The sequence below is a fragment of the Achromobacter sp. 18P8.1.1 genome (assembly GCF_057799415.1).
The window spans coordinates 95,211-115,493 of record NZ_JBYOKH010000006.1 but is presented as its reverse complement, the minus strand read 5'-3'; the positions used below and the strand labels follow the sequence as shown (position 1 = coordinate 115,493).

General features: G+C 65.6%; 18 protein-coding genes. 4 read left to right on the top strand and 14 right to left on the bottom strand.

Annotated elements, in window-relative coordinates; translation table 11 throughout:
* Positions 1-300: 300 nt before the first annotated feature.
* The 6 genes from AC27VE_RS06755 to AC27VE_RS06730 all read right to left on the bottom strand — a co-directional run bounded on the left by AC27VE_RS06755 (position 301) and on the right by AC27VE_RS06730 (position 4,958).
* Entirely contained in the window at positions 301-1,353 is a 1,053-nt protein-coding gene (locus tag AC27VE_RS06755) for an L-threonylcarbamoyladenylate synthase (RefSeq protein ID WP_488703376.1), read from the bottom strand.
* A 14-nt stretch (positions 1,354-1,367) separates the two neighbouring features.
* Entirely contained in the window at positions 1,368-2,558 is a 1,191-nt protein-coding gene (locus tag AC27VE_RS06750) for a 5-(carboxyamino)imidazole ribonucleotide synthase (protein ID WP_035212358.1), read from the bottom strand.
* Positions 2,559-2,563: 5 nt separating this feature from the next.
* Positions 2,564-3,085, bottom strand: coding sequence for a 5-(carboxyamino)imidazole ribonucleotide mutase (gene purE / locus AC27VE_RS06745; protein ID WP_199196903.1), 522 nt, complete (start codon positions 3,083-3,085; stop codon positions 2,564-2,566).
* Positions 3,086-3,190: 105 nt separating this feature from the next.
* Positions 3,191-3,763, bottom strand: coding sequence for a disulfide bond formation protein B (locus AC27VE_RS06740; protein ID WP_280028147.1), 573 nt, complete (start codon positions 3,761-3,763; stop codon positions 3,191-3,193).
* 10 nt (positions 3,764-3,773) lie between these two features.
* The gene (locus AC27VE_RS06735) at positions 3,774-3,932 is read right to left on the bottom strand and encodes a DUF5993 family protein (protein ID WP_427961608.1); all 159 of its coding nucleotides are present in this window, start codon (positions 3,930-3,932) and stop codon (positions 3,774-3,776) included.
* A gap of 144 nt (positions 3,933-4,076) precedes the next feature.
* Entirely contained in the window at positions 4,077-4,958 is an 882-nt protein-coding gene (locus tag AC27VE_RS06730; protein ID WP_006222795.1) for a phosphoribosylaminoimidazolesuccinocarboxamide synthase, read from the bottom strand.
* A 265-nt stretch (positions 4,959-5,223) separates the two neighbouring features.
* On the opposite strand from AC27VE_RS06730, the gene AC27VE_RS06725 reads away from it, so the two are divergent.
* On the top strand, positions 5,224-5,679 hold the full coding sequence (locus AC27VE_RS06725) for a GFA family protein (RefSeq protein WP_315137849.1): 456 nt from the start codon (positions 5,224-5,226) through the stop codon (positions 5,677-5,679).
* A gap of 97 nt (positions 5,680-5,776) precedes the next feature.
* Here the strand turns inward: AC27VE_RS06725 and fba are convergent, their stop codons facing one another.
* From fba to AC27VE_RS06690, 7 genes are all read right to left on the bottom strand, one after another.
* Positions 5,777-6,841 (bottom strand): class II fructose-bisphosphate aldolase, encoded by a 1,065-nt coding sequence (gene fba / locus AC27VE_RS06720; RefSeq protein ID WP_315137852.1) that lies wholly within the window; start codon positions 6,839-6,841, stop codon positions 5,777-5,779.
* Between the two features lie 202 nt (positions 6,842-7,043).
* Positions 7,044-8,483 carry an amidase gene (locus AC27VE_RS06715; protein ID WP_488703375.1) on the bottom strand — a complete coding sequence of 480 codons (1,440 nt, stop codon included), beginning with the start codon at positions 8,481-8,483 and terminating at the stop codon, positions 7,044-7,046.
* Positions 8,476-10,107 (bottom strand): ABC transporter ATP-binding protein, encoded by a 1,632-nt coding sequence (locus AC27VE_RS06710; RefSeq protein ID WP_427961604.1) that lies wholly within the window; start codon positions 10,105-10,107, stop codon positions 8,476-8,478. The genes AC27VE_RS06715 and AC27VE_RS06710 overlap by 8 nt, the downstream gene beginning before the upstream one ends.
* Positions 10,107-10,946: an ABC transporter permease gene (locus tag AC27VE_RS06705; RefSeq protein ID WP_279972720.1), complete on the bottom strand. Its 840-nt coding sequence runs from the start codon at positions 10,944-10,946 to the stop codon at positions 10,107-10,109. The genes AC27VE_RS06710 and AC27VE_RS06705 overlap by 1 nt, the downstream gene beginning before the upstream one ends.
* A complete protein-coding gene (locus AC27VE_RS06700) occupies positions 10,943-11,920 on the bottom strand; it encodes an ABC transporter permease (protein ID WP_280028154.1) in 978 nt (325 codons plus the stop codon). Before AC27VE_RS06700 ends, AC27VE_RS06705 begins: the two co-directional genes overlap by 4 nt.
* Positions 11,917-13,521 carry an ABC transporter substrate-binding protein gene (locus AC27VE_RS06695; RefSeq protein WP_488703374.1) on the bottom strand — a complete coding sequence of 535 codons (1,605 nt, stop codon included), beginning with the start codon at positions 13,519-13,521 and terminating at the stop codon, positions 11,917-11,919. Before AC27VE_RS06695 ends, AC27VE_RS06700 begins: the two co-directional genes overlap by 4 nt.
* A 69-nt stretch (positions 13,522-13,590) precedes the next feature.
* Positions 13,591-14,910: an ArgE/DapE family deacylase gene (locus AC27VE_RS06690; protein WP_488703373.1), complete on the bottom strand. Its 1,320-nt coding sequence runs from the start codon at positions 14,908-14,910 to the stop codon at positions 13,591-13,593.
* Positions 14,911-15,139: 229 nt separating this feature from the next.
* Between AC27VE_RS06690 and AC27VE_RS06685 the strand changes: the two genes are divergently transcribed.
* Both AC27VE_RS06685 and AC27VE_RS06680 read left to right on the top strand, forming a co-directional pair.
* A complete protein-coding gene (locus AC27VE_RS06685; protein WP_280030149.1) occupies positions 15,140-15,913 on the top strand; it encodes an IclR family transcriptional regulator in 774 nt (257 codons plus the stop codon).
* A gap of 175 nt (positions 15,914-16,088) precedes the next feature.
* Complete coding sequence (locus tag AC27VE_RS06680) at positions 16,089-17,702, top strand: ABC transporter substrate-binding protein (RefSeq protein ID WP_488703372.1); 1,614 nt, start codon at positions 16,089-16,091, stop codon at positions 17,700-17,702.
* Positions 17,703-17,745: 43 nt separating this feature from the next.
* Here the strand turns inward: AC27VE_RS06680 and AC27VE_RS06675 are convergent, their stop codons facing one another.
* Positions 17,746-18,645: an SMP-30/gluconolactonase/LRE family protein gene (locus AC27VE_RS06675; RefSeq protein WP_488703371.1), complete on the bottom strand. Its 900-nt coding sequence runs from the start codon at positions 18,643-18,645 to the stop codon at positions 17,746-17,748.
* A gap of 284 nt (positions 18,646-18,929) precedes the next feature.
* Between AC27VE_RS06675 and AC27VE_RS06670 the strand changes: the two genes are divergently transcribed.
* Positions 18,930-20,225: a dicarboxylate/amino acid:cation symporter gene (locus tag AC27VE_RS06670; RefSeq protein WP_488703370.1), complete on the top strand. Its 1,296-nt coding sequence runs from the start codon at positions 18,930-18,932 to the stop codon at positions 20,223-20,225.
* Positions 20,226-20,283: the final 58 nt, after the last annotated feature.

Sequence of the window (20,283 nt, the reverse complement as noted above, 5' to 3'; positions counted from 1 at the left end):
GGCCGTCGTATGTGTGATGTTGGGCCGTCGTGAATGCGATGTGGGTCCGGCGTATATGCGATGTTGGCCCATCGTAGGATGGGTGGAGCGCGAGTGATTTCGGATCAGAATGCGAATGCCTGACGCGCGCAACCCATCAAGCATCGGTTGAGTTCTGGCGAAAGCTGATAGGGATCCACCGCTGCCTGATGGGTTGCGCGCGATGGACAGCAATCATCTTGCCTCCGCCTGTTCGCGCTCCACCCATCCTACGGCTTTGTTCCGCTCGCCAAATGCCGTTGCCGGCCGTCACCCGGCGTTTTACAGGTCCGTCGTATCCAGCGTGAACGCGGCGGCCGCGCGGCCGATGCGGTCGTTGACCGCGTGCCATTCGTCGGTAGCCGGAGGGGCCTGCACGATGATGCGGGCGTAGCCTTGTTTGTCCAGGTCGCGCAGCAGGCCGTAGAGGGCCTGCGCATAGCGCGCCGGATCGGCGGGCACGGGATGCCATTGCAGGCGCGGGTCCAGCGCCTGGGGCGCGTCGCCGTACGCCACCACCACGATCTTGCCTTCCGGCAGGTTGCGGCCTTGGGCCACCTCCTGCAGGCGCGCGTCGGAAGCCAGTTCCAGCGGCGTGCGCGGCGCGTAGTGCGCTTTCAGCGTGCCCGAGGCGCGCGGCGCGGCGGCATCCGGCGCGAACACCTGCACGCCCAGCACGGCTTCGATCTGCGCCGCGCTGATATGGCCGGGGCGCAGCAGCACGGGGCCGGCGCCGCGGTCCAGGCGCGACAGATCCAGGATGGTGGACTCGATGCCCACTTCCGATGCGCCCCCCTCCAGCACGGGCATGCCGGCGGCGACTTCATCGGGGAATTCATGGCGCACGTGCTCGGCGCGCGTCGGCGATACCTGGCCGAACTTGTTGGCCGACGGCGCCGCCACGCCGCCCTGGCCGTTCGGCTTGCCCGCGGCGAAGGCCGCCAGCAGCGCCTGCGCGACAGGATGCGACGGGCAGCGAATGCCGATGCTGTCCTGCCCGCCGCTGACCGTGTCCACGATGTGCGGCGCGCGCTTGAGGATCAGCGTCAACGGACCAGGCCAGAACGCATCGATCAGCAGGCGTGCCTCCGGCGGCACCTCGGCCGCCCAGTACGACACGTCGCCTTGCGGGGCGATGTGCACGATGACGGGATGATTCGACGGCCGCCCCTTGGCCGCATAGATCTTCGCTACCGCTTGCGGACTTTCTGCATCCGCACCCAGGCCGTAGACAGTCTCGGTGGGAAAGGCAGCCAGTTCGCCATCCAGCAAACGTTGCGCGGCAAGGGCGATCTCCGCGGCGCTGGCGGAATCATGCGGGGGCAAGGAAGGCATCGGATCGTCGCGGCTTACTCGGGGGCTTCCATGCCCAGCGCGGCGGCCACGCGGGCGGCATCGGCACGGGCCTGGTCCAGGGTGGGCGCCACGATGGTGATGTGGCCCATCTTGCGGCCACGGCGGGCTTCGTGCTTGCCGTACAAGTGCAGCTTGGCCGTCGGCACTGCCAGCGCGGCGGCCCAATCGGGTTCGCGCTGCGTCGTCGCGGTCGAAGACGCATACCAGATGTCGCCCAGGATGTTCAGCATGACGGCGGGCGCCAGCAGCGCGGCGCTGCCCAGCGGCAGGCCGGCCATGGCGCGCGCCTGCTGCTCGAACTGGCTGGTGACGCAGGCGTTCATCGTGTAGTGGCCGCTGTTGTGCGGGCGCGGCGCGATCTCGTTGACGATCAGGCTGCCATCCTTCAGCACGAAGAACTCCACGCACATCACGCCGTGGTAACCCAGGCCTTGCGCGATGGCTTTCGCGGCGTCGGTCGCGCGGGCCTGCCGTTCGGCGTGCGCCGCGTCCGATTCCACGGGCGCGGCGGTGGACACCGCCAGAATGCCGTCGCGGTGCACATTGCGCGCCACGGGAAACACCACGGTGGCGCCATCGAAACCGCGCGCGATCACGACCGAAATCTCGTAATCCAGCGGCATTAGCGCTTCCAGCACGCAAGCCACGCCGCCGAATTCGGCGAAAGCGGCCAGCGCCTCTTCGCGCGTATTGATGCGGGCCTGGCCCTTGCCGTCGTAACCCAGTCGGGCGACTTTCAGGATGCCGGGGAACAAGGCGTCGGAGGCGGCGCGCAGGTCCGCCTCGGCGCGGATGGCCGCGTGCGGCGCGACGGGTATGCCTTGCGAGGCGATGAATGTCTTTTCGGCGATGCGGTCCTGCACGATGGCCACGGCGTCGGCCGCGGGGCTCACGCGGCAACGCGTGGCCAGCGTGCGCAGGCTGTCGGCGGGGACGTTTTCGAATTCGGTGGTGACGGCCTGACAGGTCTGGGCCAGCCGGGCCAGACCGGCTTCGTCATCGTAGGCGGCCTGGATGTGCAGGTCGGCCACCATGCCGGCGGGGCATTCGTCGGCCGGGTCCAGCACCGCGACCTTGTAGCCCAGGCTTTGCGCCGCGTGGCAGAACATGCGGCCCAATTGGCCGCCGCCCAACAGGCCCAGCCAGCCGCCGGGGGCAATCATGAAAGGAGTCGATTGAGTCATACGGATCAGGCCTCGGGCGGAACCTTCATGTCGCGCGCGGCTTGCGTCTGGCGCGCGCGGAAGGCCACCAGCTTCTTGTGCAAACCGGCATCGGTGCCCGCCAGCGTGGCGATCACGTGCAGGGCGGCGTTGGCCGCGCCCGCTTCGCCGATCGCGAAGGTGGCCACCGGCACGCCCTTGGGCATCTGCACGATGGACAGCAGCGAGTCTTCGCCGCGCAGGTATTTGGAGGGGACCGGCACGCCGAACACCGGCACTTCGGTCAGCGCCGCCATCATGCCCGGCAGGTGCGCCGCGCCACCGGCGCCGGCGATGATGCCGCGCAGGCCGCGCCCGTGCGCCGCCGCACCGTATTCGGCCATGTCCTGCGGCATGCGGTGCGCGGAAATCACGCGCGCCTCGTAGGCCACGCCGAAGTCCTCCAGCATGGTGACTGCGTGCTTCATGACCTCCCAATCGCTGGAAGAACCCATAATCACGCCCACCACGGGGGTGGCCTCTGCCGCTGCGGAAGTCTTGGCTGTCATAACCGGTGTCAAAGAGGTAAGACCGCGGAAACCTGCCCGCGGAATGTCAAAGGGCCGCGGATTCGGTCCGCGAAACCCGGTATTTTACCCGGCGCGCGCGACCGTCTATGGCGCGGCCGAAGACGGCAGCCACAGATAGCTGTCGGGATTGTCCGGGCAAGGCCCGAAACCGCACTCCAGGGTGGTGCTGCCGACGTTGGCCAGCGTCATGATGAAAAACAGGGCCATGACGACGAGACCCAGCGCCGAGACCGGCTTTTTCAGCATGCTGTCGCCCCATTTTCGGTCGGCGGACTGCATCAGGACGCAGAAGACGATGATGGCGGCAAAGGCGATGAACGCCCAGGTATAGAAGTGCAGACCCATGAAAGGCGTGCCGTAGCCGGGATCGCCGGGCGCGATGTGCAGCAACACTTGGCGGCCCGAGGCGACCATGCCGCCCAGCGAGGCCGCAATGCTCATGCCGTAGTGCATGGGCGACGGCCCCACCCGCATGTTCAGCAGGAATCCCACGCCGGCCAGGATGAACGCCACGCGCTGCAACAGGCACAGGGGGCACGGCAGCTCGTCGTAGATGAACTGCCAGGCAAAGGCCATGCCCAGGATGCCGGTGACGCCCAACAGCGCCACGCCGTTCAGCACGCGCGAGCCGCGCGCGGGATTGCGGGAGAAGATCATTGCCCCGCCCTTACCACGACAGCGCCAGCGGGCTGGTCATGTGGTATTGGCACCAGACGCCGAAGATCACGAGCGTAAGCAGCCAGAACGTCACGCAGGGACGGCGCTTTCCCAGCACGCCGAACCACACAGCAACCAATCCGGTCAGAAAGGGCAACATCATGATCATGCGTAAGACTCCTGTCGGCTGGCGTCCTGCTTAGGCAGCCGACGAGTATAGCGTAACAATACGCAATAATTGTTATCGATTCCCCTAAGCCCGGACCATAAAAAAACCCGCTCGAGAGCGGGTTTTCGTCAGCGGTGGGAGAGATCAGGCGATCAGGCGATCCAGCGCTTCGCGGTACTTGGCGGCCGTCTTTTCCAGCACGTCCTGCGGCAAGCGCGGGGCGGGCGGGGTCTTGTCCCAGGTCTGGGTTTCCAGCCAGTCGCGCACGAACTGCTTGTCGAACGACGGAGGGCTGATGCCGACGCGGTAGCCGTCAGCCGGCCAGAAGCGCGACGAATCGGGCGTCAGCACTTCGTCCATCAAATGCAGCGTGCCGTTGTCGTCCAAGCCGAATTCGAACTTGGTGTCGGCGATGATGATGCCCTTGGTGGCGGCGAACTTGGCGGCTTCGGCGTACAGCTTGAGCGTGACGTCGCGGATGCGCTCGGCCAGTTCCTGGCCGACTTCCTTGACCACGTGCGCAAAGTCGACGTTTTCGTCGTGCATGCCGAATTCGGCCTTGGCGGCGGGCGTGAAGATGGGCTCGGGCAACTGGCTGGCCTGCTGCAGGCCGGCGGGCAGCTTGATGCCGCAGATGGCGCCGGTGGACTGGTAGTCTTTCCAGCCGGAACCGATCAGGTAGCCGCGGGCAACCGCTTCCACCAGGATCGGCTTCAAGCGCTTGACCACGACGGCGCGGCCGCGCACCTGGTCCACTTCGTCCGGGGCCACCACGTCTTCGGGCTTCACGCCCGTGGAGTGGTTCGGCAGGATGTGGGCCAGCTTCTGCAACCAGAATTCGGTCAGCTCGGTCAGCACCTGTCCCTTGCCGGGAATGGGATCGTCAAGAATCACGTCGAAGGCGGAGATACGATCCGACGCGACGATCAGCAACTTGTCGTCGCCCACCGCGTACATATCGCGCACCTTACCGCGGCCCAGCAGCGGCAAGGACTTGATGCTGGATTGATGCAAAGCAGAAGTCACGGGAATGGCCTATGGCAAAAATGAAGATTCCCGCCTCGGGCAAGCGCCAGGGCGGGAAGTAGAACGAAATCGGAACCTGCACGGGGGACGGCGCATGACGCACGAAGCGCCGAAGCCCGAACCCTGCAAAGCGCATAGATTACTGCAAATATGTCTGCCTTGCCGGGCGGCGGGGGCCGGGTTAGGCTTGGATTCCCAACACACTATTCGCGCCGGCCGCCCCTGGGCGTCACGGCGCAGACCTTACGCCCGGAGACAAAGCCGTATGCAGGATGCTTCCCTCAAACGCCCGTCCGCCGCCGACGCGCAGGTACACCTGACTGGCGGGTGCCAGTGCGGCGCCGTCCGTTACGCCGTCACTGACGAGCCCATCACGGCCGCCACCTGTCATTGCCGGGACTGCCAGTATTCCAGCGGCGGCGCCCCGGCCCATGCCCTGATCTTCCCCGCCGGCTCGGTAACGATGCTGCGCGGCCAGGCCAAGGAACACCGCTACAAGGGCGATTCCGGTCACACCGTCATGCGCAGCTTCTGCGCCGCCTGTGGCACGCCGCTGTTCGGCGGCTCCGAGGGCATGGGGTACGAAGTGGTGCGGGCCGGATCGCTGGACGATCCGGAGGCCTTCCACGCCAAGGCCAGCATGTGGACGAGTTCGGCGCCGTCCTGGCACCACGTGGACCGCAGCGTGCCGCATTTCCCCAGGAACGCGCCGGCGGGCTGACGCTAGCGCCGAGCTCGACGCAAAAAAAAGGGGCGGGTCCAAGTGGACCCGCCCCTTTTCACTGCCAGACCGCCGCCCGAAGGCGGCGTACGGCAACTTATTGCACCACTTGCGACAGCTTGCCCGACGCGTATTGCGCGGCGATTTCAGTCAGCGGCAGCGCGCGGATCTTGCTGGCGTTGCCGGCCGTGCCGAATTCCGTGTAGCGAGCCACACAGATCGCCTTGGCGGCGGCGCGGGCGGGCTTCAGGTATTCGCGCGGGTCGAATTTTTCGGGGTTCTCGGCAAAGAAGCGGCGGATCGCGCCGGTCATGGCCAGACGGATATCGGTATCGATATTGATCTTGCGCACGCCGTACTTGATGGCTTCCTGGATTTCCTCGACGGGCACGCCGTAGGTTTCCTTCATGTTGCCGCCGAATTCGCGGATCTCGGCCAGCAGTTCCTGCGGCACGCTGGAGCTGCCGTGCATCACCAGGTGGGTGTTGGGCAGGCGGGCGTGGATTTCCTTGATGCGGGCGATCGACAGGATGTCGCCGGTGGGCTTGCGCGTGAACTTGTAGGCGCCGTGGCTGGTGCCGATGGCGATCGCCAGGGCGTCCAGCTGCGTGCGGCGCACGAAGTCGGCGGCTTGCTCCGGATCGGTCAGCAGCTGGTCCATGGTCAGCTTGCCGTCGGCGCCGTGGCCGTCTTCCTTGTCGCCTTCCATGGTTTCCAGGGAACCCAGGCAGCCGAGTTCGCCTTCAACGGTCACGCCCAGCTTGTGGGCGATGTCCACGACCTTCTTGGTGACGTCGACGTTGTAGTCGTAGTCGGCGATGGTCTTGCCGTCTTCCTTCAGCGAACCGTCCATCATCACGCTGGAGAAACCCAGGTCGATGGCGCCTTGGCAGACCTTGGGCGACTGGCCGTGATCCTGGTGCATCACGACGGGGATGTGCGGATAGGATTCCACCGCGGCCTGGATCAAGTGCTTCAGGAAGCCTTCGCCCGCGTATTTGCGCGCGCCGGCCGAGGCCTGCATGATCACCGGGCTGTCGGTCTCCGCAGCGGCTTCCATGATGGCCTGAACCTGTTCCAGGTTGTTGACGTTGAAAGCCGGAATGCCGTAGCCGTGCTCGGCGGCATGGTCGAGCAACTGGCGCATGGAGACTAGGGCCATGAGTGGTCCTCCTAAGTACTGTCTATTGAAAGATGGTTGAAGTCCTGCTGAATAGGGTGATTTTACGGGGGAATCGCTGAAAGGTCTTGCAACCGGCCGTATCCGGTCCATTCAGGCGATGGCAGGACGGCGCGCGGCCTCGGAAAATCATCCGGATGAAGGAGGAAAACGGGGCGGCCAGGCCGCCCCGACACCCCTGCCCTTAGACGGGTCTGGGGACGGCGATGCGCCCGGCCCAGGGCTGGGCCATTTCCAATTGGGCCGACAAGGCAAGCACCACGTCTTCGCGGCCATAGCGGGCCGCCACCTGCACGCCGACGGGCAGCCCCCCGTCGGTCCAAACCAGCGGCAGGCTCGCCGCCGGCTGTCCGGACGCGTTGAAGGCGGCCGAGAACGTGCCGTAGGTGGCAACCTTGCGGCGGAAGTCCAGGAATGATCCGCCGGCCGTGGACAGTTCGCCCAACTTCAACGGCAGTTGCGTGAGCGACGGCGACAAGATCGCGTCGTACCCTTCCATATATTGGTCGAGTATCCGGCCGATGGCGTGGAAGCGGTTCACGCTGCCGATGTATTGCGCCGCCGGCAGCGTCTTGCCGTAGTCATAGCCCTGGCGCAGCACCGGCTCCAGATCGCCGTCGCGCAACGGCTGGCCGGTCAGGCCCAGCCGCGTATCCACGGACAGCACGATATTGCCGGCCAGCACGTTGGCGTGGGCCTGCACGAACGCGTCGTACTCGATGTCCGGCGGGGTGCCGTCCACGACCTCGTGCCCCAGCTCCCGGCACAGCGCCGCAGCGTGCTCGACGGCGGCGACGCATTCAGGTGCAACGGGCACACCATTGAACGCGCTGCGCCACAGGACGATGCGCAGCTTGCGCGGCGGCTCGGCCAGCAACGCCAGGTAGGAGGCCGGCGCCTTGGGCGCGGCGTAGGGTGCGCCGGGTTCCGGGGCGCCGATGGCGTCCAGCGCGGCCGCGGTGTCGCGCACCGATCGTGACAGCACGCCGTCGGTCGCCAGGCCGCCCCAGCCTTCACCGCGGAACGGGCCCATGGGCACGCGGCCGCGCGAGACCTTCAGGCCGTACACGCCGCAGGCTGCGGCCGGGATGCGGATGGAACCGCCCCCGTCGCTGCCGTGCGCCAGCGGTACGATGCCCGCGGCCACCGCCGCCGCCGCGCCGCCGCTGGAGCCGCCCGACGAGCGGGTGGGATCCCAGGGATTGCGGGTGGGGCCGTCGTTGCGGGCGGCCTCGGTCGTGGGCGCCATGCAGAATTCAGGCACGGTGGTGCGGGCGAACGGGATCAGGCCTGCGGCCTCGAAACGGTCAGCCAGGGTGGCATTGCGGGTATAGGGCGTGTCGTTCAGCAGGCGCGAGCCCAGGCTGGACGGAAAGCGCGTGTGCGCCAGCCCCGAATCCTTCAGCAAAAAGGGGATCGCGCCGAACGCGCCCCGGGGTTTCCACCCGCGCGCCACGTCCAGCGATTCCTCATAGCGCTCATAACACAGCGCATTCATGGCCGGCGCGCGTTCCTGCGCCAGCTTGATGGCGCAGGCCATCAGGTCCTGGGGGCTGACTTCGCGCCGCGCCAGCAGGTCGGCCAGCGCCAGCCCGTCCAGCGCCTGATACTCGGTGTCACGCATACTGCTTGCTCCTAGTTGAGGGGTCCGACAGCGCCTCCGGATCGGGTTTGTTCCAGGCCTTGCCCGGCACTGAATCGATCAGGCGGCGCGTGTATTCATGTTGGGGGTGGTAGAAAATCGTGGCTGCCCGGTCCAGTTCCACCAGTTGCCCTTGCCGCATCACGGCGATGCGATCGCAGATCTGGGCGGCGACGCGCAAGTCGTGGGTGATGAACAGCACCGACAGGTCGAACTGCCCGCTCACCGTCTTGAGCAGGTCCAGCACCTGGGCCTGGATCGATACGTCCAGCGCCGAGACGGCTTCATCCGCCACCAGTAGCCGGGGCTTCAACGCCAGGGCGCGGGCGATGCCGACACGCTGGCGCTGTCCGCCCGAAAACTGGTGCGGATAGCGGTCGCCGGCGTCGCCGCCCAGGCCCACCAGTTCGAGCAACTCGCGGGCGTCGCGCAGCGCAGTCTTGCGGCTTTCGCCGAAGGCGATGGGCCCTTGCGCCACGGCCTCAACCACGCGATGGCGAGGGTTCAGCGACGCATACGGGTCCTGGAACACCATCTGGATCTGGCGGCGGTAGGGCCGGAAGTCCCGCGGCTTCATGCCCACGAGTTCACGGCCTTCCATGCGAACGCTGCCGCTGTCGGGCGAGATCAACCCGATCAGCGTGCGGCCCAGCGTGGACTTGCCCGAACCGGACTCACCGACCAGGCCAAGCGTTTCGCCTTGCCGGATTTCCAGCGAGATGTCGCGCAAGGCGTCGACCCGGCGGCCGCCGGTGGCGAAGGTCTTGCATAGCTTGTCGACCACCATCAGCGCCGGCGCCTGGGCGGCCTCGTCCTTGCCCTCGGGCTTGTGCGGCACCGCGGCGATCAGCTGGCGCGTGTAGGGGTGCTGCGGCCGGTTCAGGATGTCTTGGGCGGCGCCCGCCTCCACTACGACGCCCTTGCGCATCACGACGATGCGGTCGGCAATGTCGGCCACCACGCCGAAATCGTGCGTGATGAAGATGACGCCGATGCCCATGCGTTGCTGGATGTCCTTGATCAGGCTCAGGATCTGCGCCTGGGTAGTGACGTCCAGCGCCGTCGTGGGTTCGTCGGCGATCAGCACATCCGGCTCCAGCGCCAGCGCCATCGCGATCACGACACGTTGCCGTTGCCCGCCAGACAACTGGAACGGGAACGCGTCGTACATGGCCTGCGGATCGGGCAGCAGCACCTGGGCGAAAAGCTCCAGCACGCGTTGCTTGCGCGCCGCGGCATTCAGGCTGGTGTGGCGCTCCAGCACCTCGTCCACTTGTCGGCCCACCCGCATGATGGGGTTCAGCGCAGTCATCGGCTCTTGGAACACCATGCCGAAGGACTTGCCGCGCAAGCCGTACCAGTCGGCGGCGGACAGCCCGACCAGGTCGCGCCCGCCGTACAGGATTTGCCCCTGCGTGACGCGGAGCTGATCGGCCGGCAGCAGGCCCATGATGGCGTGCGCAGTCACGGATTTACCCGAGCCGGACTCGCCCACCACGCACAGGATCTCGTTGCGGTTGACGGTGTATGACACGTCTTTCACCACGGTCGGTCCGCCGTGGGCGGCCGTCACGCTCAGGTCTCGGATTTCCAGCAACGCGCTCATCACGTCGTCCTCCTGCGGGCCAGTTTGGGGTTCAGGGCGTCGTTGAGCGCCTCGCCGATCAGGTTCAGCGACAGCACCGTCAGCAGGATCGCCACGCCGGGGAATACGCTCATCCACCAGGCATCGCGCAACACGCTGCGCGAGGCGCCGATGATGTAGCCCCAGGTCATGGCATTAGGATCGCCCAGGCCCAGGAAGCTCAGCGCCGACTCCAGCAGGATCGAGCTTGCGATCATCAGGGAACCCGACACGATCACGGGCGACAGGCTGTTGGGCAGGATCTGCGTCAAGATGATGCGCAGGTTGGACTGGCCGGCAAGCATGGCCGCCTGCACGAACTCGCGGTTCTTCAGGCTCATGAACTCGGCCCGCACCAGCCGCGCCAACGGCGGCCAGGACACCACTGCAATCGCGAAGATCACGGTCGCCATGTTGGGCGTCAGGATGGCCACCAGCACCACCGCCAGGAAGAAGCTGGGGATAGTCTGAAACAGTTCGATGAAGCCCACGATGGCCTGGTCGACTCTCCCACCGTAGAAGCCCGCCAGCGCACCGACCGTGATGCCCACCAGGATGGACACCGCGGTGGAAACGGCGGCCAGCACCAGCGTGATGCGCGACCCGTAGGCGATGCCGGTGGCAATGTCGCGACCCAGCGTGTCGGTGCCGAGCAAGGCGCCTTCGGACAACGGCGGCATGAAGGGGCCGTTGATGATGTCCCACGGGCTGTCCGGGAAGACCCAGCTGGCGGTGACGGCCATCAACGTCACCAGCCCCAGGACCAGAAGCCCCATGATGCCGCCCTTGTTGCGGCAGAACGATTGCATGAACGCTTTCATTTCAGTTCGATCCTGGGATCCGCCACCGTGTACAGGATGTCGGTGACGAGGTTGACCACGACCACGATCAGCGAGGCCACGAAGAACACGCCCAGCAGCACGCTGTAGTCGCGCTGGATCAACGCGTCGAACGCCAGCCGCCCGATGCCGGGCCAGGCGAAGACCGTTTCCACCAGCAGCGAGCCGCCGATCAGGCCGCCCGCCTGGATGCCGGCGTAGGTGATCACCGGCAGCAGTGCGTTGCGCAGCACGTGGCGCACGATCACGGTTCGCTCGGACAGCCCCTTGGCGCGCGCGGTCTTCACGAAATCCAGCTGGCTGATCTCGAGGATGGACGCCCGCGTCAACCGTGCGTACACGGCCATATAGAACATGCCCAGCGTCAGCGCCGGCAGCAGCAGGTGCTTGGCCACGTCGGCCAGGCGCGCCAGCCCCGTCAGATTGGCACCCACGCTTTCGTAGCCGAAGGCCGGCAGCCATTCCAGATTCACCGAGAACAGCAGCACCAGCATCAGGCCCACCCAGAACAGCGGGGTGGCGTAGGCCAGCATCGACAAGGTGGTGATGACGGTATCCCCCCATTTCCCGACCCGCAGCGCCGCCTGCGTGCCCAGGCTCACGCCCGCCAGCAGTGCGAAGGCGAAAGCTGACAGGGTCAGCAGCAGCGTGGCGGGAAGGTGCTGCAGGATCAGGCCGGCAACCGGCGCCTGCTGGCGGTAGGAATAGCCCAGGTCGAACGTCGCCACGTTCTTCAGGTACTGCCCCAGTTGCACGGCGATGGGCTTGTCCAGCCCGAACTCCTGGCGCAGCTTCGCGATGAATTCGGCGTCCACCGCGCCGGACTGGCCGGCCAGGATCTCGGCCGGGTCGCCCGGCGCCGCGCGCACCAGAAAGAAGTTGAAGAGCGCGATCATCAACAGAACCAGGACGCTCTTGACCACCCGGTTCGCCAGGAATTTGGCGATCTTCTTCATTCTTTGGACAACCAGGTGTCGCTTTGCGTATCCACCACGCCCAGCGCAGTCGTCACCGCGTCGTGCACGCGCTTGTTCAGCAGGGTCGAGTAGTTGGTGTCGGCCAGCCACAGCACCGGCACGTCCTCCACCAGGATGCGCTGCGCTTCGCTGTAGAGCTTCTGACGCTCTTCGTCGGTCGCGGCGGTGGCGGCGGCATTGAACAGTTCATCGACCTTGGGGTTGTTGTACTGCGAGGTGTTGCTGAACATCAGCCCCTTCTTGATGTTGCTGCCCAGATACGTGCGCGACACACCGATCGCCGGGTCGCCGTACTGGAAAACGCCATTGGCGCCCATATCGAAATCCCAGTTGCCCACCCGGCTGGTCCAGCCGCCCACGTCCGTGCTTTCGATCGTGACGGCCACGCCGATCTTGGCCAGGTTCTGCTTGATGTATTCGGCCGTGCGGCGCGGCATTTCGCCGTAGGGCAGCGGGATCAGGCCGATCGTGGCGCGCACACCCTTGGCGTCAGGCTTCAGGCCCATCTCATCCAGCAGCGCGATCGCCTGCTTGGGGTCGTAGGGATACTTCTTGACGTTGGCGTCATAGAAGCGCGTGTTGTGGTGGATGGGGCCGGTGGCGACGGTGCCCGATCCGAACATGATCTTGTCCGCGATGAACTGGCGGTTGATGCCGTACATCAGCGCCTGGCGGAAGCGCTTGTCCGAAAACGGCTTGCGGCCGCCATTCAATTCGATCCATTGCATGGTCGACCAGTACTCGTACCCCTTATGGGTCTGGTTGATCGTGGGCAGCTTGGCCACGCGCGCGACGTCCACCGGCTCGATGTCCTGCAGCCAGGCTTGCAGCACCGTCCCCTGCTCCAGCGCCACGCGGCGCGAAGCGGAGTCGGGAATCACGCGGTAGGTGATGCCGTCCAGATAGGGGCGGCCCTCCTTCCAGTAGTGTTCGTTCTTGACCAGCTCGATGTACGACCCGCGTTCCCAGCGCTTGAACTTGAACGGGCCGGTGCCGATGGGCGCGTTGTTGTTCGGGTTCTGGCCGATGGGCGTGTCGACGTCGTACAAATGCTTGGGCAGGATCGCGCCGCCGCCGATGTCGAAGGCGTACAGGAAGGCCGAATACGGCTGCTTCAGCTTGAACACGACCGTCTGCGCGTCGGGCGCCGACACGTCCTGCACGTTGGCCATCAACGTACGCGTGCGTGGCGTGTTGGCCAGCACTTTGGTGTAGGTGAACACCACGTCGTCCGACGAGAAAGGCTTGCCGTCATGCCACTGCACCTTGGGCTGCAGATGGAAGGTGTAGGTCAGGCGGTCGGCCGACACGTCCCAGGACTTGGCCAGCCCCGGTTGCGGCTTCAGGTCGAAGGAATACGTGAGCAGGCTTTCGAAGATCTTGCCGGCCACCATCTGTGTGCCGGCCACTTGCTGGACCGCCACGTTCAGCGTGGGCGGTTCCGGGTTCAGGATGGCGGTGAGGACGCCGCCGTACTGGGGCGTTTCGGCAGCATGCGTTGCGGGGGCGGACAAGGCCAGCAGGCTGGCGGCGGCCAGGGTGCAGCGCGCCAGGGCGCGCCGGGCGATCAGGGTTTTCATGGCAGGGATTCCGTAGGAAAAAGGGGCAACTCACGGCGGAGGAGACCGCGGCGTTGGCCGCGGGCAGGCTCAGGCTTGCAGCGGTTCAACCCCGCACCAGTCGTGGATGAAGAGCGCCAGCGAGGTCGCCACGCGCACCATGCTGTCTACCGACACGCACTCGTTGAAGCCGTGCACGTTCTGCACTTTGGGGCCGTAACACGTCACCGGCACATCCATCATCAGGCGGAAATGGCGGCCGTCGGTCGTGGCCGTCAGCGCGGTGGGCTGCGGCAGTTCGCCCGCGACGCGGCGGTGCGCATCGGCCAGCAACTGCATGGCCGGCACGTCCAGGTCGTACTCGCATCCCGGCGCGTGGAAACCTTCGTAGCGGATGTCGATGCGCACGTCGCTGTCGGTCAGCCCGGCCTGGACGGTGCGGATACGCGCCTCGACCAACTGCTTGGCCGCTTCGATCGTCATGTCTGGATAGCAGGCGATGCGCATGCCAAGCGTGCAGACGCTGGGCACGGACGAATTCCAGTCGCCCGCGTGGATCTGGCCCAGGTTGAAATTGATGGGATGCGCGTGTTCGCGATAGGCAGGATGCCGGTTTTCCGGCAAGTTCCATTCGTGTTCCAGCTGCTTCATGGCATCGACGATGCGCAGGCCGGTCTCGACGGGGTTCACGCCCGTCGTCATGTAGGCGGCGTGCGCGGGGCGTCCCACGATATCCACATACATCCAGTACACGCCCAGTTGCGCGCTCATCATGCGCTCGTGCGTGGGTTCGGGGATCACCACGGCGTCGAACGCGCTGAGCTTGGCGGCGGCGATAGCGCTTTGCAACGCCGACACCGTGGCCAGGGTGCCGTTGCCCGTGTTTTCCTCTTCCAGCACGCCGTTGAAGCCGACGGCGCCCGCGGGCTGCACGCCCAGCTCCTGCAGCGCCTTGAATGCCGCCAGCGCGCAGACGATGCCCGCTTTCATGTCGCCGGCGCCGCGTCCGTACAGCCAGCCGTCGCGAAGCTCGCCGTCGAACGGCGCGGGGTCCCAGAGCTCATGCGGGCCGGTAGGCACCACGTCCAGGTGGCCATTGAACAACACCGCCCGGCCGCCCGCGCTGCGCGGCTCGTGGCGCGCCAGCACGTTGTAGCGGCCGCCGTCCGGGCAGCACGCCGGGGAATAGAGCGGCAGGTTCTTCAGTTCTTCCGTCCGCAGCGCAATGCGCTCGGATGCAAGCCCCAGGTCCGCCAGCGCGTCTTCCATGAACGCGGCGGCGGACATTTCCTGCCCGGGCAGGCTGCGGCACTGGACGAATCCGGTCAGCGTGTCGGTCATGTACTGGCGAAGCTTGCCTACGGCTTCGGCGATACGGGCCTGGTCCAGGCTGGCTGCTGCGGCGCTCATTGCATTCCCCTTGTCGAGTGTGAAATCGGTGAATTCATAAGTATCAATAATTGATACTTAGATATCTATATTTGGCATGATAGAGTTCACACAAACGCGGGGCAAGATAGAAACCATGGGTGATTTCCCTAGCCCTGGCAGAAATCGATTGCCACTACAGTGCGTATCCGCGTGCTCTCGCCACGCGCCGATGCGACGCCGCAAAGACAAAAAACTGGAGTAGAACAACATGGCCACAACCGAGACCCGGTTCAACCAATCCCTGGCGAAAGGCTTCGGCATCCTGGAGGCTTTCTCCAACAACCCCGGCCCCCTCAGCCTGAACGAACTGACCGAGCTGTCGGGGCTAGACCGCAGCTCGACCCAGCGCATGCTGCACACCCTGGTGGCGCTGGGCTACCTCGAGCGCGGTATCAACCAGCGCGGGTATGTCCTGGGCAAGAAGATCCTGGACCGGACCTTCGATTTCCTGCGCGGCCATCCGCTGCTGGAACGCGCCACGCCCATCCTCGAACAGCTGCAGCAGGAATGCGGCGAACGCGTCGACCTGAGCCTGTTCGACGACCTGACCATCGTCTATGCGCTACGGCGCCAGACCAAGCGCCAGACGTTCTATGCCACGCTGGTCGGGCGCCGCATGCCCACGTTCTCGTCCTCGGGCGGCCGCGCCATCATGTCGCACCTGGCCGACGACGAAGTCGACGACATCCTGGCGCGCAGCGACATGCGCCCGCTGACGCCCAAGACCATCACCGACCCCGACCTCATCCGCCAGCGCGTGCGCGACGCGCGCGTGCAGGGCTACGCCATCTGCCTGGAAGAAAGCATGGTGGGCGAAATCGTGCTGGCCAGCGCCGTCGTCGACCATAGCGGGCGCCCCTTGGCGGCCATCCACATCTCCGGCCTGTTGGCCGAATGGACGCTGGAATCGTTTTCCCAGCGCTTCAGCTCGCTGGCCATCTCGGCCGCGCGCGCGCTCAGCGGCCGCCCCAACCGCAACTGATTCCGCGCCCTGGCGGCCCTGCTCTCGGGAAATCCCTAGCACCCGCTGCCTTGCGCGGCCGGGCGGGCTGCTGCACCATTCCCCTCTTGGATTCTTGAGTATCACTATTTGATACTCAAGATTTAATGTTGCTGCGTCCGAGCCCGCCTTGGCCGCCAACCCAAGGAGGTTTGCCTTGAAGTGCAATATCGTCCGCCGTGCCCTGGCGCAAGGCCTGTTGGCCGTTGCCGCCGTCGCCGCCGCTCCTGCCGTCTTTGCCGCCCCGCCCTCGCCCGACGCCCAGCCGCAATACGGCGGCGTGCTGACCGCCATCCTGAACCCGGAGCCGCCCAACCTGAATGTGGCCATGCAGCAGGTCGGCACCACGCAGATGGTGGCCGGCAAGGTCTATGAAAGCCTGCTGACCTACTCCTTCGACCTGAAGCCGCAGCCCAGCCTGGCCAAGTCCTGGGACGTGTCAGACGACCAGCTGACCTACACCTTCCATTTGCAGCCCAATGCGCAATGGCACGACGGCAAGCCCTTCACCTCGGCGGACGTGCTGTTTTCATACAAGCAGGTGCTGGCCAATACGCCGCGCACCCGTTCGCTGATGCGCTACATCGAGGACATCACCGCGCCCGACGCACACACCGTGGTGTTCAAGTTGAAGGAGCGCTACTCGGCATTCCTGTATGCCTTCGACATCGGCGGTGGCGTGATCCTGCCCAAGCACCTGTTCGACGTGGATACGCCCATGGCACAGAACCCGCACAACAATGCGCCCATCGGCACCGGCCCGTTCAAGTTCAAGCGCTGGGAACGCGGGTCGTACATCGAACTGGTCAAGAACGAGCACTATTGGAAGGAGGGCCGCCCCTATCTGGACGGCATCACCTACCGCGTGATCCCGGATGCCGCCTCGCGCCGCCTGGCGCTGGAGCAACGCACGGTGCAGCAGGCCTGGCTGCAGGACATCGAACCCTTCGACATGCCGCGCGTGTCCAAACTGCCGCACATCAACGTCACGCAAAAGGGCTATGAATACTGGTCCACGCTGCACTGGATCGAAATGAACGAGGCGCGCAAGCCGATGGACGACAAGCGTTTCCGGCAAGCCGTCATGTACGCGATCGACCGCGAGTTCATCGTCAAGCGCATCATGTTCGGCCTGGGCACGGTCTCGACCGGCCCGTTCCACCGCAATACGCGCTTCTTCGATCCCAACATCAAGCAGTATCCGTACGACCCGAAGAAAGCGATCGCCCTGCTCGACGAAATGGGGCTGAAGCCGGATGCCAAAGGCGTGCGGGTGAAGCTGGGGCTGATTCCCAACCCGTACGGCGAGATGCAGCGCCGCATCGCCGAATACACCAAGCAGAGCCTGGGCAAGGTCGGCATCGCCATCGACATCGAAAGCACCGACGTCGGCGGCTGGACCTCGCGCATGGGCAACTGGGATTTCGACATGGCCTACAACGGCGTCTTCCAGTATGGCGACCCGGCGATCGGCGTGTCGCGCACTTACGTCAGCAGCAACATCAAGAAAGGGCTGGCGTTCACCAACACTTCGCAATACCGCAACCCCAAAGTGGACGAATTGTTCGATCAGGCGGCCACCGCGCCGACGGACGAGGAACGCCAGCGCCTGTACACGGAAGTGCAGAAGATCTTGGCCGAGGACGTGCCGCTGGCCTGGATCGACGACACCAACTACTCCACCTTCCTGGACTCGCGGGTGCATGGCGCCATCACCACCGGCCTGGGGGCCGTGGACACCTACGCCGACGCCTGGCTGGCGCCGAAATAGGCCGAAGGCCGGCGGCGCCCCGGGGCCGCCGGCCGTATTCGCCTCAGGGCCTACCGGCGTGCGGCACGTCGACCCGCGTCGTCAGGATCCGGCCTTCGGGTTTGGCGCGGCGGTTGGCTTCGAGGAAGTCGGGCGCCGCCGCCATGAACAGCGTGCGGCCGTCCGGCCCGCCCAGCGCCGCGGCGAAGATGCCGAATTCGCCCGTGTCGATCTGCTCCAGGATCTTGCCGCCGCGCGCGACCCGCACGATCCGCTTGCCGATGGCATCCGCCACCCAGACCGCCCCTTCCGCGTCCAGCGCCCCGCCGTCCGGACCGATGGCCGACGCCGCGATCAGCACCGACAGGTCGTCGCTGGCAGGCAGCGCGCCGAAGTCCGCCCAGTCCCGCCGGGGCCCCAGCGCCCCATTGGCCTGGATGTCGAATTCAGAGATGCGGTTGCCGAAGGTCTCGTTGACGATCAGCGTCTTGCCGTCCGGGGTGATGAAAGAGCCGTTGGGAAAGCACAGCCCGTCGGCCACCACCTGCGCGACGCCGTCCGTGTCCACGCGCACCAGGGTCGTGGTGGCGACGGGCGCGCCTGCCATCAGGTCGAAGCCGAAATTGCCCACGTAAGCGCGGCCCTGGGCATCCACCACCATGTCGTTGATATGCCCGCCCGTCAGCGCAGACAGGTCGGCATGCACCGCCAGCGTGCCATCCGGCTCGCGGCGAAGCACTTTGCGGTCTTTCATGGACGAGATCAAAAGGCGCCCGTCGGGCAACCAGCCCAGGCCGGACGGCTGCTGGGGCACGCGGCAGATCTGCTCGACCCGCCCCTGGAGGTCCACGGCAATCACCTGTTCCGTATAGAAGTCCGACGCCCACAGGCGGTCTTCGTGCCACCGCAAGCCTTCCAGGTAGGTGTACCCGGAAGCCAGCACGGACAATTCGCGTTTCGGCATTACCTTGTCTCCTGTCTATCGCCCCGGTCGGGGCCGGTTCTTTTTTTGATGCGCCGCAATGGCCGACCGGGCCTTGGCGCCGGCCCATTCTGGCATGAGTGATCCGTCCCCGACCTGACAACTAACTGTCAGCTTCGCGGCATTAACATCACGCCCCAAGGGAAAACCCGCACATCCGGGACGTCCCTGGCATATCCGTCACCGGACCGTCGTGCCCCGCCCTATGCCGGCGGGCCCCGCCCCTTACCCGGGCTCCGCGACAGGTCCCTGTTTCCGTTTTGATCATGAATACAAAGAAGCTGACGCGCTACATCGGCATCGCGATGGTGTTGGGCATCGTGGTGGGCTACCTCTGCAACCAGACAGCGCATGACGCGAAAGACGCGGCGCAGATCGCGTCGTACTTCAGCCTGATCACGGATATCTTCCTGCGCATGATCAAGATGATCATCGCCCCGCTGGTGTTCGCCACGCTGGTGTCCGGCCTGGCCAGCATGAGCGACGCCAACGCCGTGGGCCGCATCGGCCTGCGCGCCATGGTCTGGTTCATCGCTGCCTCCGCGATCTCGCTGCTGCTGGGCCTGCTGCTGGTCAATATCTTCCAGCCCGGCGCGCACATGAACCTGGCAATTCCCGATGCGGGCATCACGTCGGGGCTGAAGACGGGCGATTTCACGCTCAAGGCCTTCATTGCGCACGTGTTCCCCAAGAGCATTGCGGAAGCCATGGCCAACAACGAGATCCTGCAAATCCTGGTGTTCTCGCTGTTCTTCGGCGCCGCGCTGTCCTTCATCCGCAGCAAGGGCCACAACACGATCTACAACATGATCGACGAGCTGGCCAAGATCATGTTCCGCGTGACGGATTACGTGATGCGTTTCGCGCCGCTGGGTGTGTTCGCCGCCATGGCCGCCGCGATCACCACCGAAGGCCTCGGCGTGCTGGTCAGCTACGGCAAGCTGATCGGCGAGTTCTACCTGGGCCTGGCGCTGCTGTGGGCCATCCTGTTCGGCGTGGGTTACCTGTTCCTGGGCAAGTCCACGCGCCGCCTGGGCGGCCTGATCAAGGAACCCACCCTGCTGGCCTTTTCCACTGCCAGCAGCGAATCGGCCTATCCGAAGACCATCGAAGCGCTCGAGCGTTTTGGCGTGTCCAAGCGCATTTCGGGCTTCGTGCTGCCGCTGGGCTACTCGTTCAACCTGGACGGTTCGATGATGTACCAGTCCTTTGCGGTGCTGTTCATCGCGCAGGCCTACAACATCGAAATGAGCTTTGCGCAGCAATTGACGCTGCTGCTGGTGCTGATGGTGACCAGCAAGGGCATGGCCGGCGTGGCACGCGCCTCGCTTGTAGTCGTTGCCGCCACCCTGCCGATGTTCCATCTGCCGGAAGCCGGCCTGCTGCTGATCATGGGCATCGACCAGTTCTTCGACATGGGCCGCACGGCAACCAACGTGGTCGGCAACAGCCTGGCCACCGCGGTGATCGCCAAGCTGGAAGACGACCGCGGCGACCAGCCTGAAGGCGCGCCGGCAAACGACACCAGCGCGGCCACGGGCAAGCCCGCCAACCAGTCATGATGGTCGCCCCCACGCTGCGCACACTCCGTGTGCTGGCGGCACGGCGATAAAAAAAACG

Excerpts from the sequence above, each read along its gene's own strand:
- AC27VE_RS06740 (WP_280028147.1), bottom strand. The coding sequence starts at position 3,763 with ATGATCTTCTCCCGCAATCCCGCGCGCGGCTCGCGCGTGCTGAACGGC.
- fba (WP_315137852.1), bottom strand. The coding sequence starts at position 6,841 with ATGGCCCTAGTCTCCATGCGCCAGTTGCTCGACCATGCCGCCGAGCAC.
- AC27VE_RS06685 (WP_280030149.1), top strand. The coding sequence starts at position 15,140 with ATGGCCACAACCGAGACCCGGTTCAACCAATCCCTGGCGAAAGGCTTC.
- AC27VE_RS06670 (WP_488703370.1), top strand. The coding sequence starts at position 18,930 with ATGAATACAAAGAAGCTGACGCGCTACATCGGCATCGCGATGGTGTTG.
- AC27VE_RS06705 (WP_279972720.1), bottom strand. The coding sequence starts at position 10,946 with ATGAAAGCGTTCATGCAATCGTTCTGCCGCAACAAGGGCGGCATCATG.
- AC27VE_RS06675 (WP_488703371.1), bottom strand. The coding sequence starts at position 18,645 with ATGCCGAAACGCGAATTGTCCGTGCTGGCTTCCGGGTACACCTACCTG.
- AC27VE_RS06700 (WP_280028154.1), bottom strand. The coding sequence starts at position 11,920 with ATGAAGAAGATCGCCAAATTCCTGGCGAACCGGGTGGTCAAGAGCGTC.
- purE (WP_199196903.1), bottom strand. The coding sequence starts at position 3,085 with ATGACAGCCAAGACTTCCGCAGCGGCAGAGGCCACCCCCGTGGTGGGC.
- AC27VE_RS06750 (WP_035212358.1), bottom strand. The coding sequence starts at position 2,558 with ATGACTCAATCGACTCCTTTCATGATTGCCCCCGGCGGCTGGCTGGGC.
- AC27VE_RS06755 (WP_488703376.1), bottom strand. The coding sequence starts at position 1,353 with ATGCCTTCCTTGCCCCCGCATGATTCCGCCAGCGCCGCGGAGATCGCC.
- AC27VE_RS06735 (WP_427961608.1), bottom strand. The coding sequence starts at position 3,932 with ATGATCATGATGTTGCCCTTTCTGACCGGATTGGTTGCTGTGTGGTTC.
- AC27VE_RS06695 (WP_488703374.1), bottom strand. The coding sequence starts at position 13,521 with ATGAAAACCCTGATCGCCCGGCGCGCCCTGGCGCGCTGCACCCTGGCC.
- AC27VE_RS06715 (WP_488703375.1), bottom strand. The coding sequence starts at position 8,483 with ATGCGTGACACCGAGTATCAGGCGCTGGACGGGCTGGCGCTGGCCGAC.
- AC27VE_RS06710 (WP_427961604.1), bottom strand. The coding sequence starts at position 10,107 with ATGAGCGCGTTGCTGGAAATCCGAGACCTGAGCGTGACGGCCGCCCAC.
- AC27VE_RS06690 (WP_488703373.1), bottom strand. The coding sequence starts at position 14,910 with ATGAGCGCCGCAGCAGCCAGCCTGGACCAGGCCCGTATCGCCGAAGCC.
- AC27VE_RS06725 (WP_315137849.1), top strand. The coding sequence starts at position 5,224 with ATGCAGGATGCTTCCCTCAAACGCCCGTCCGCCGCCGACGCGCAGGTA.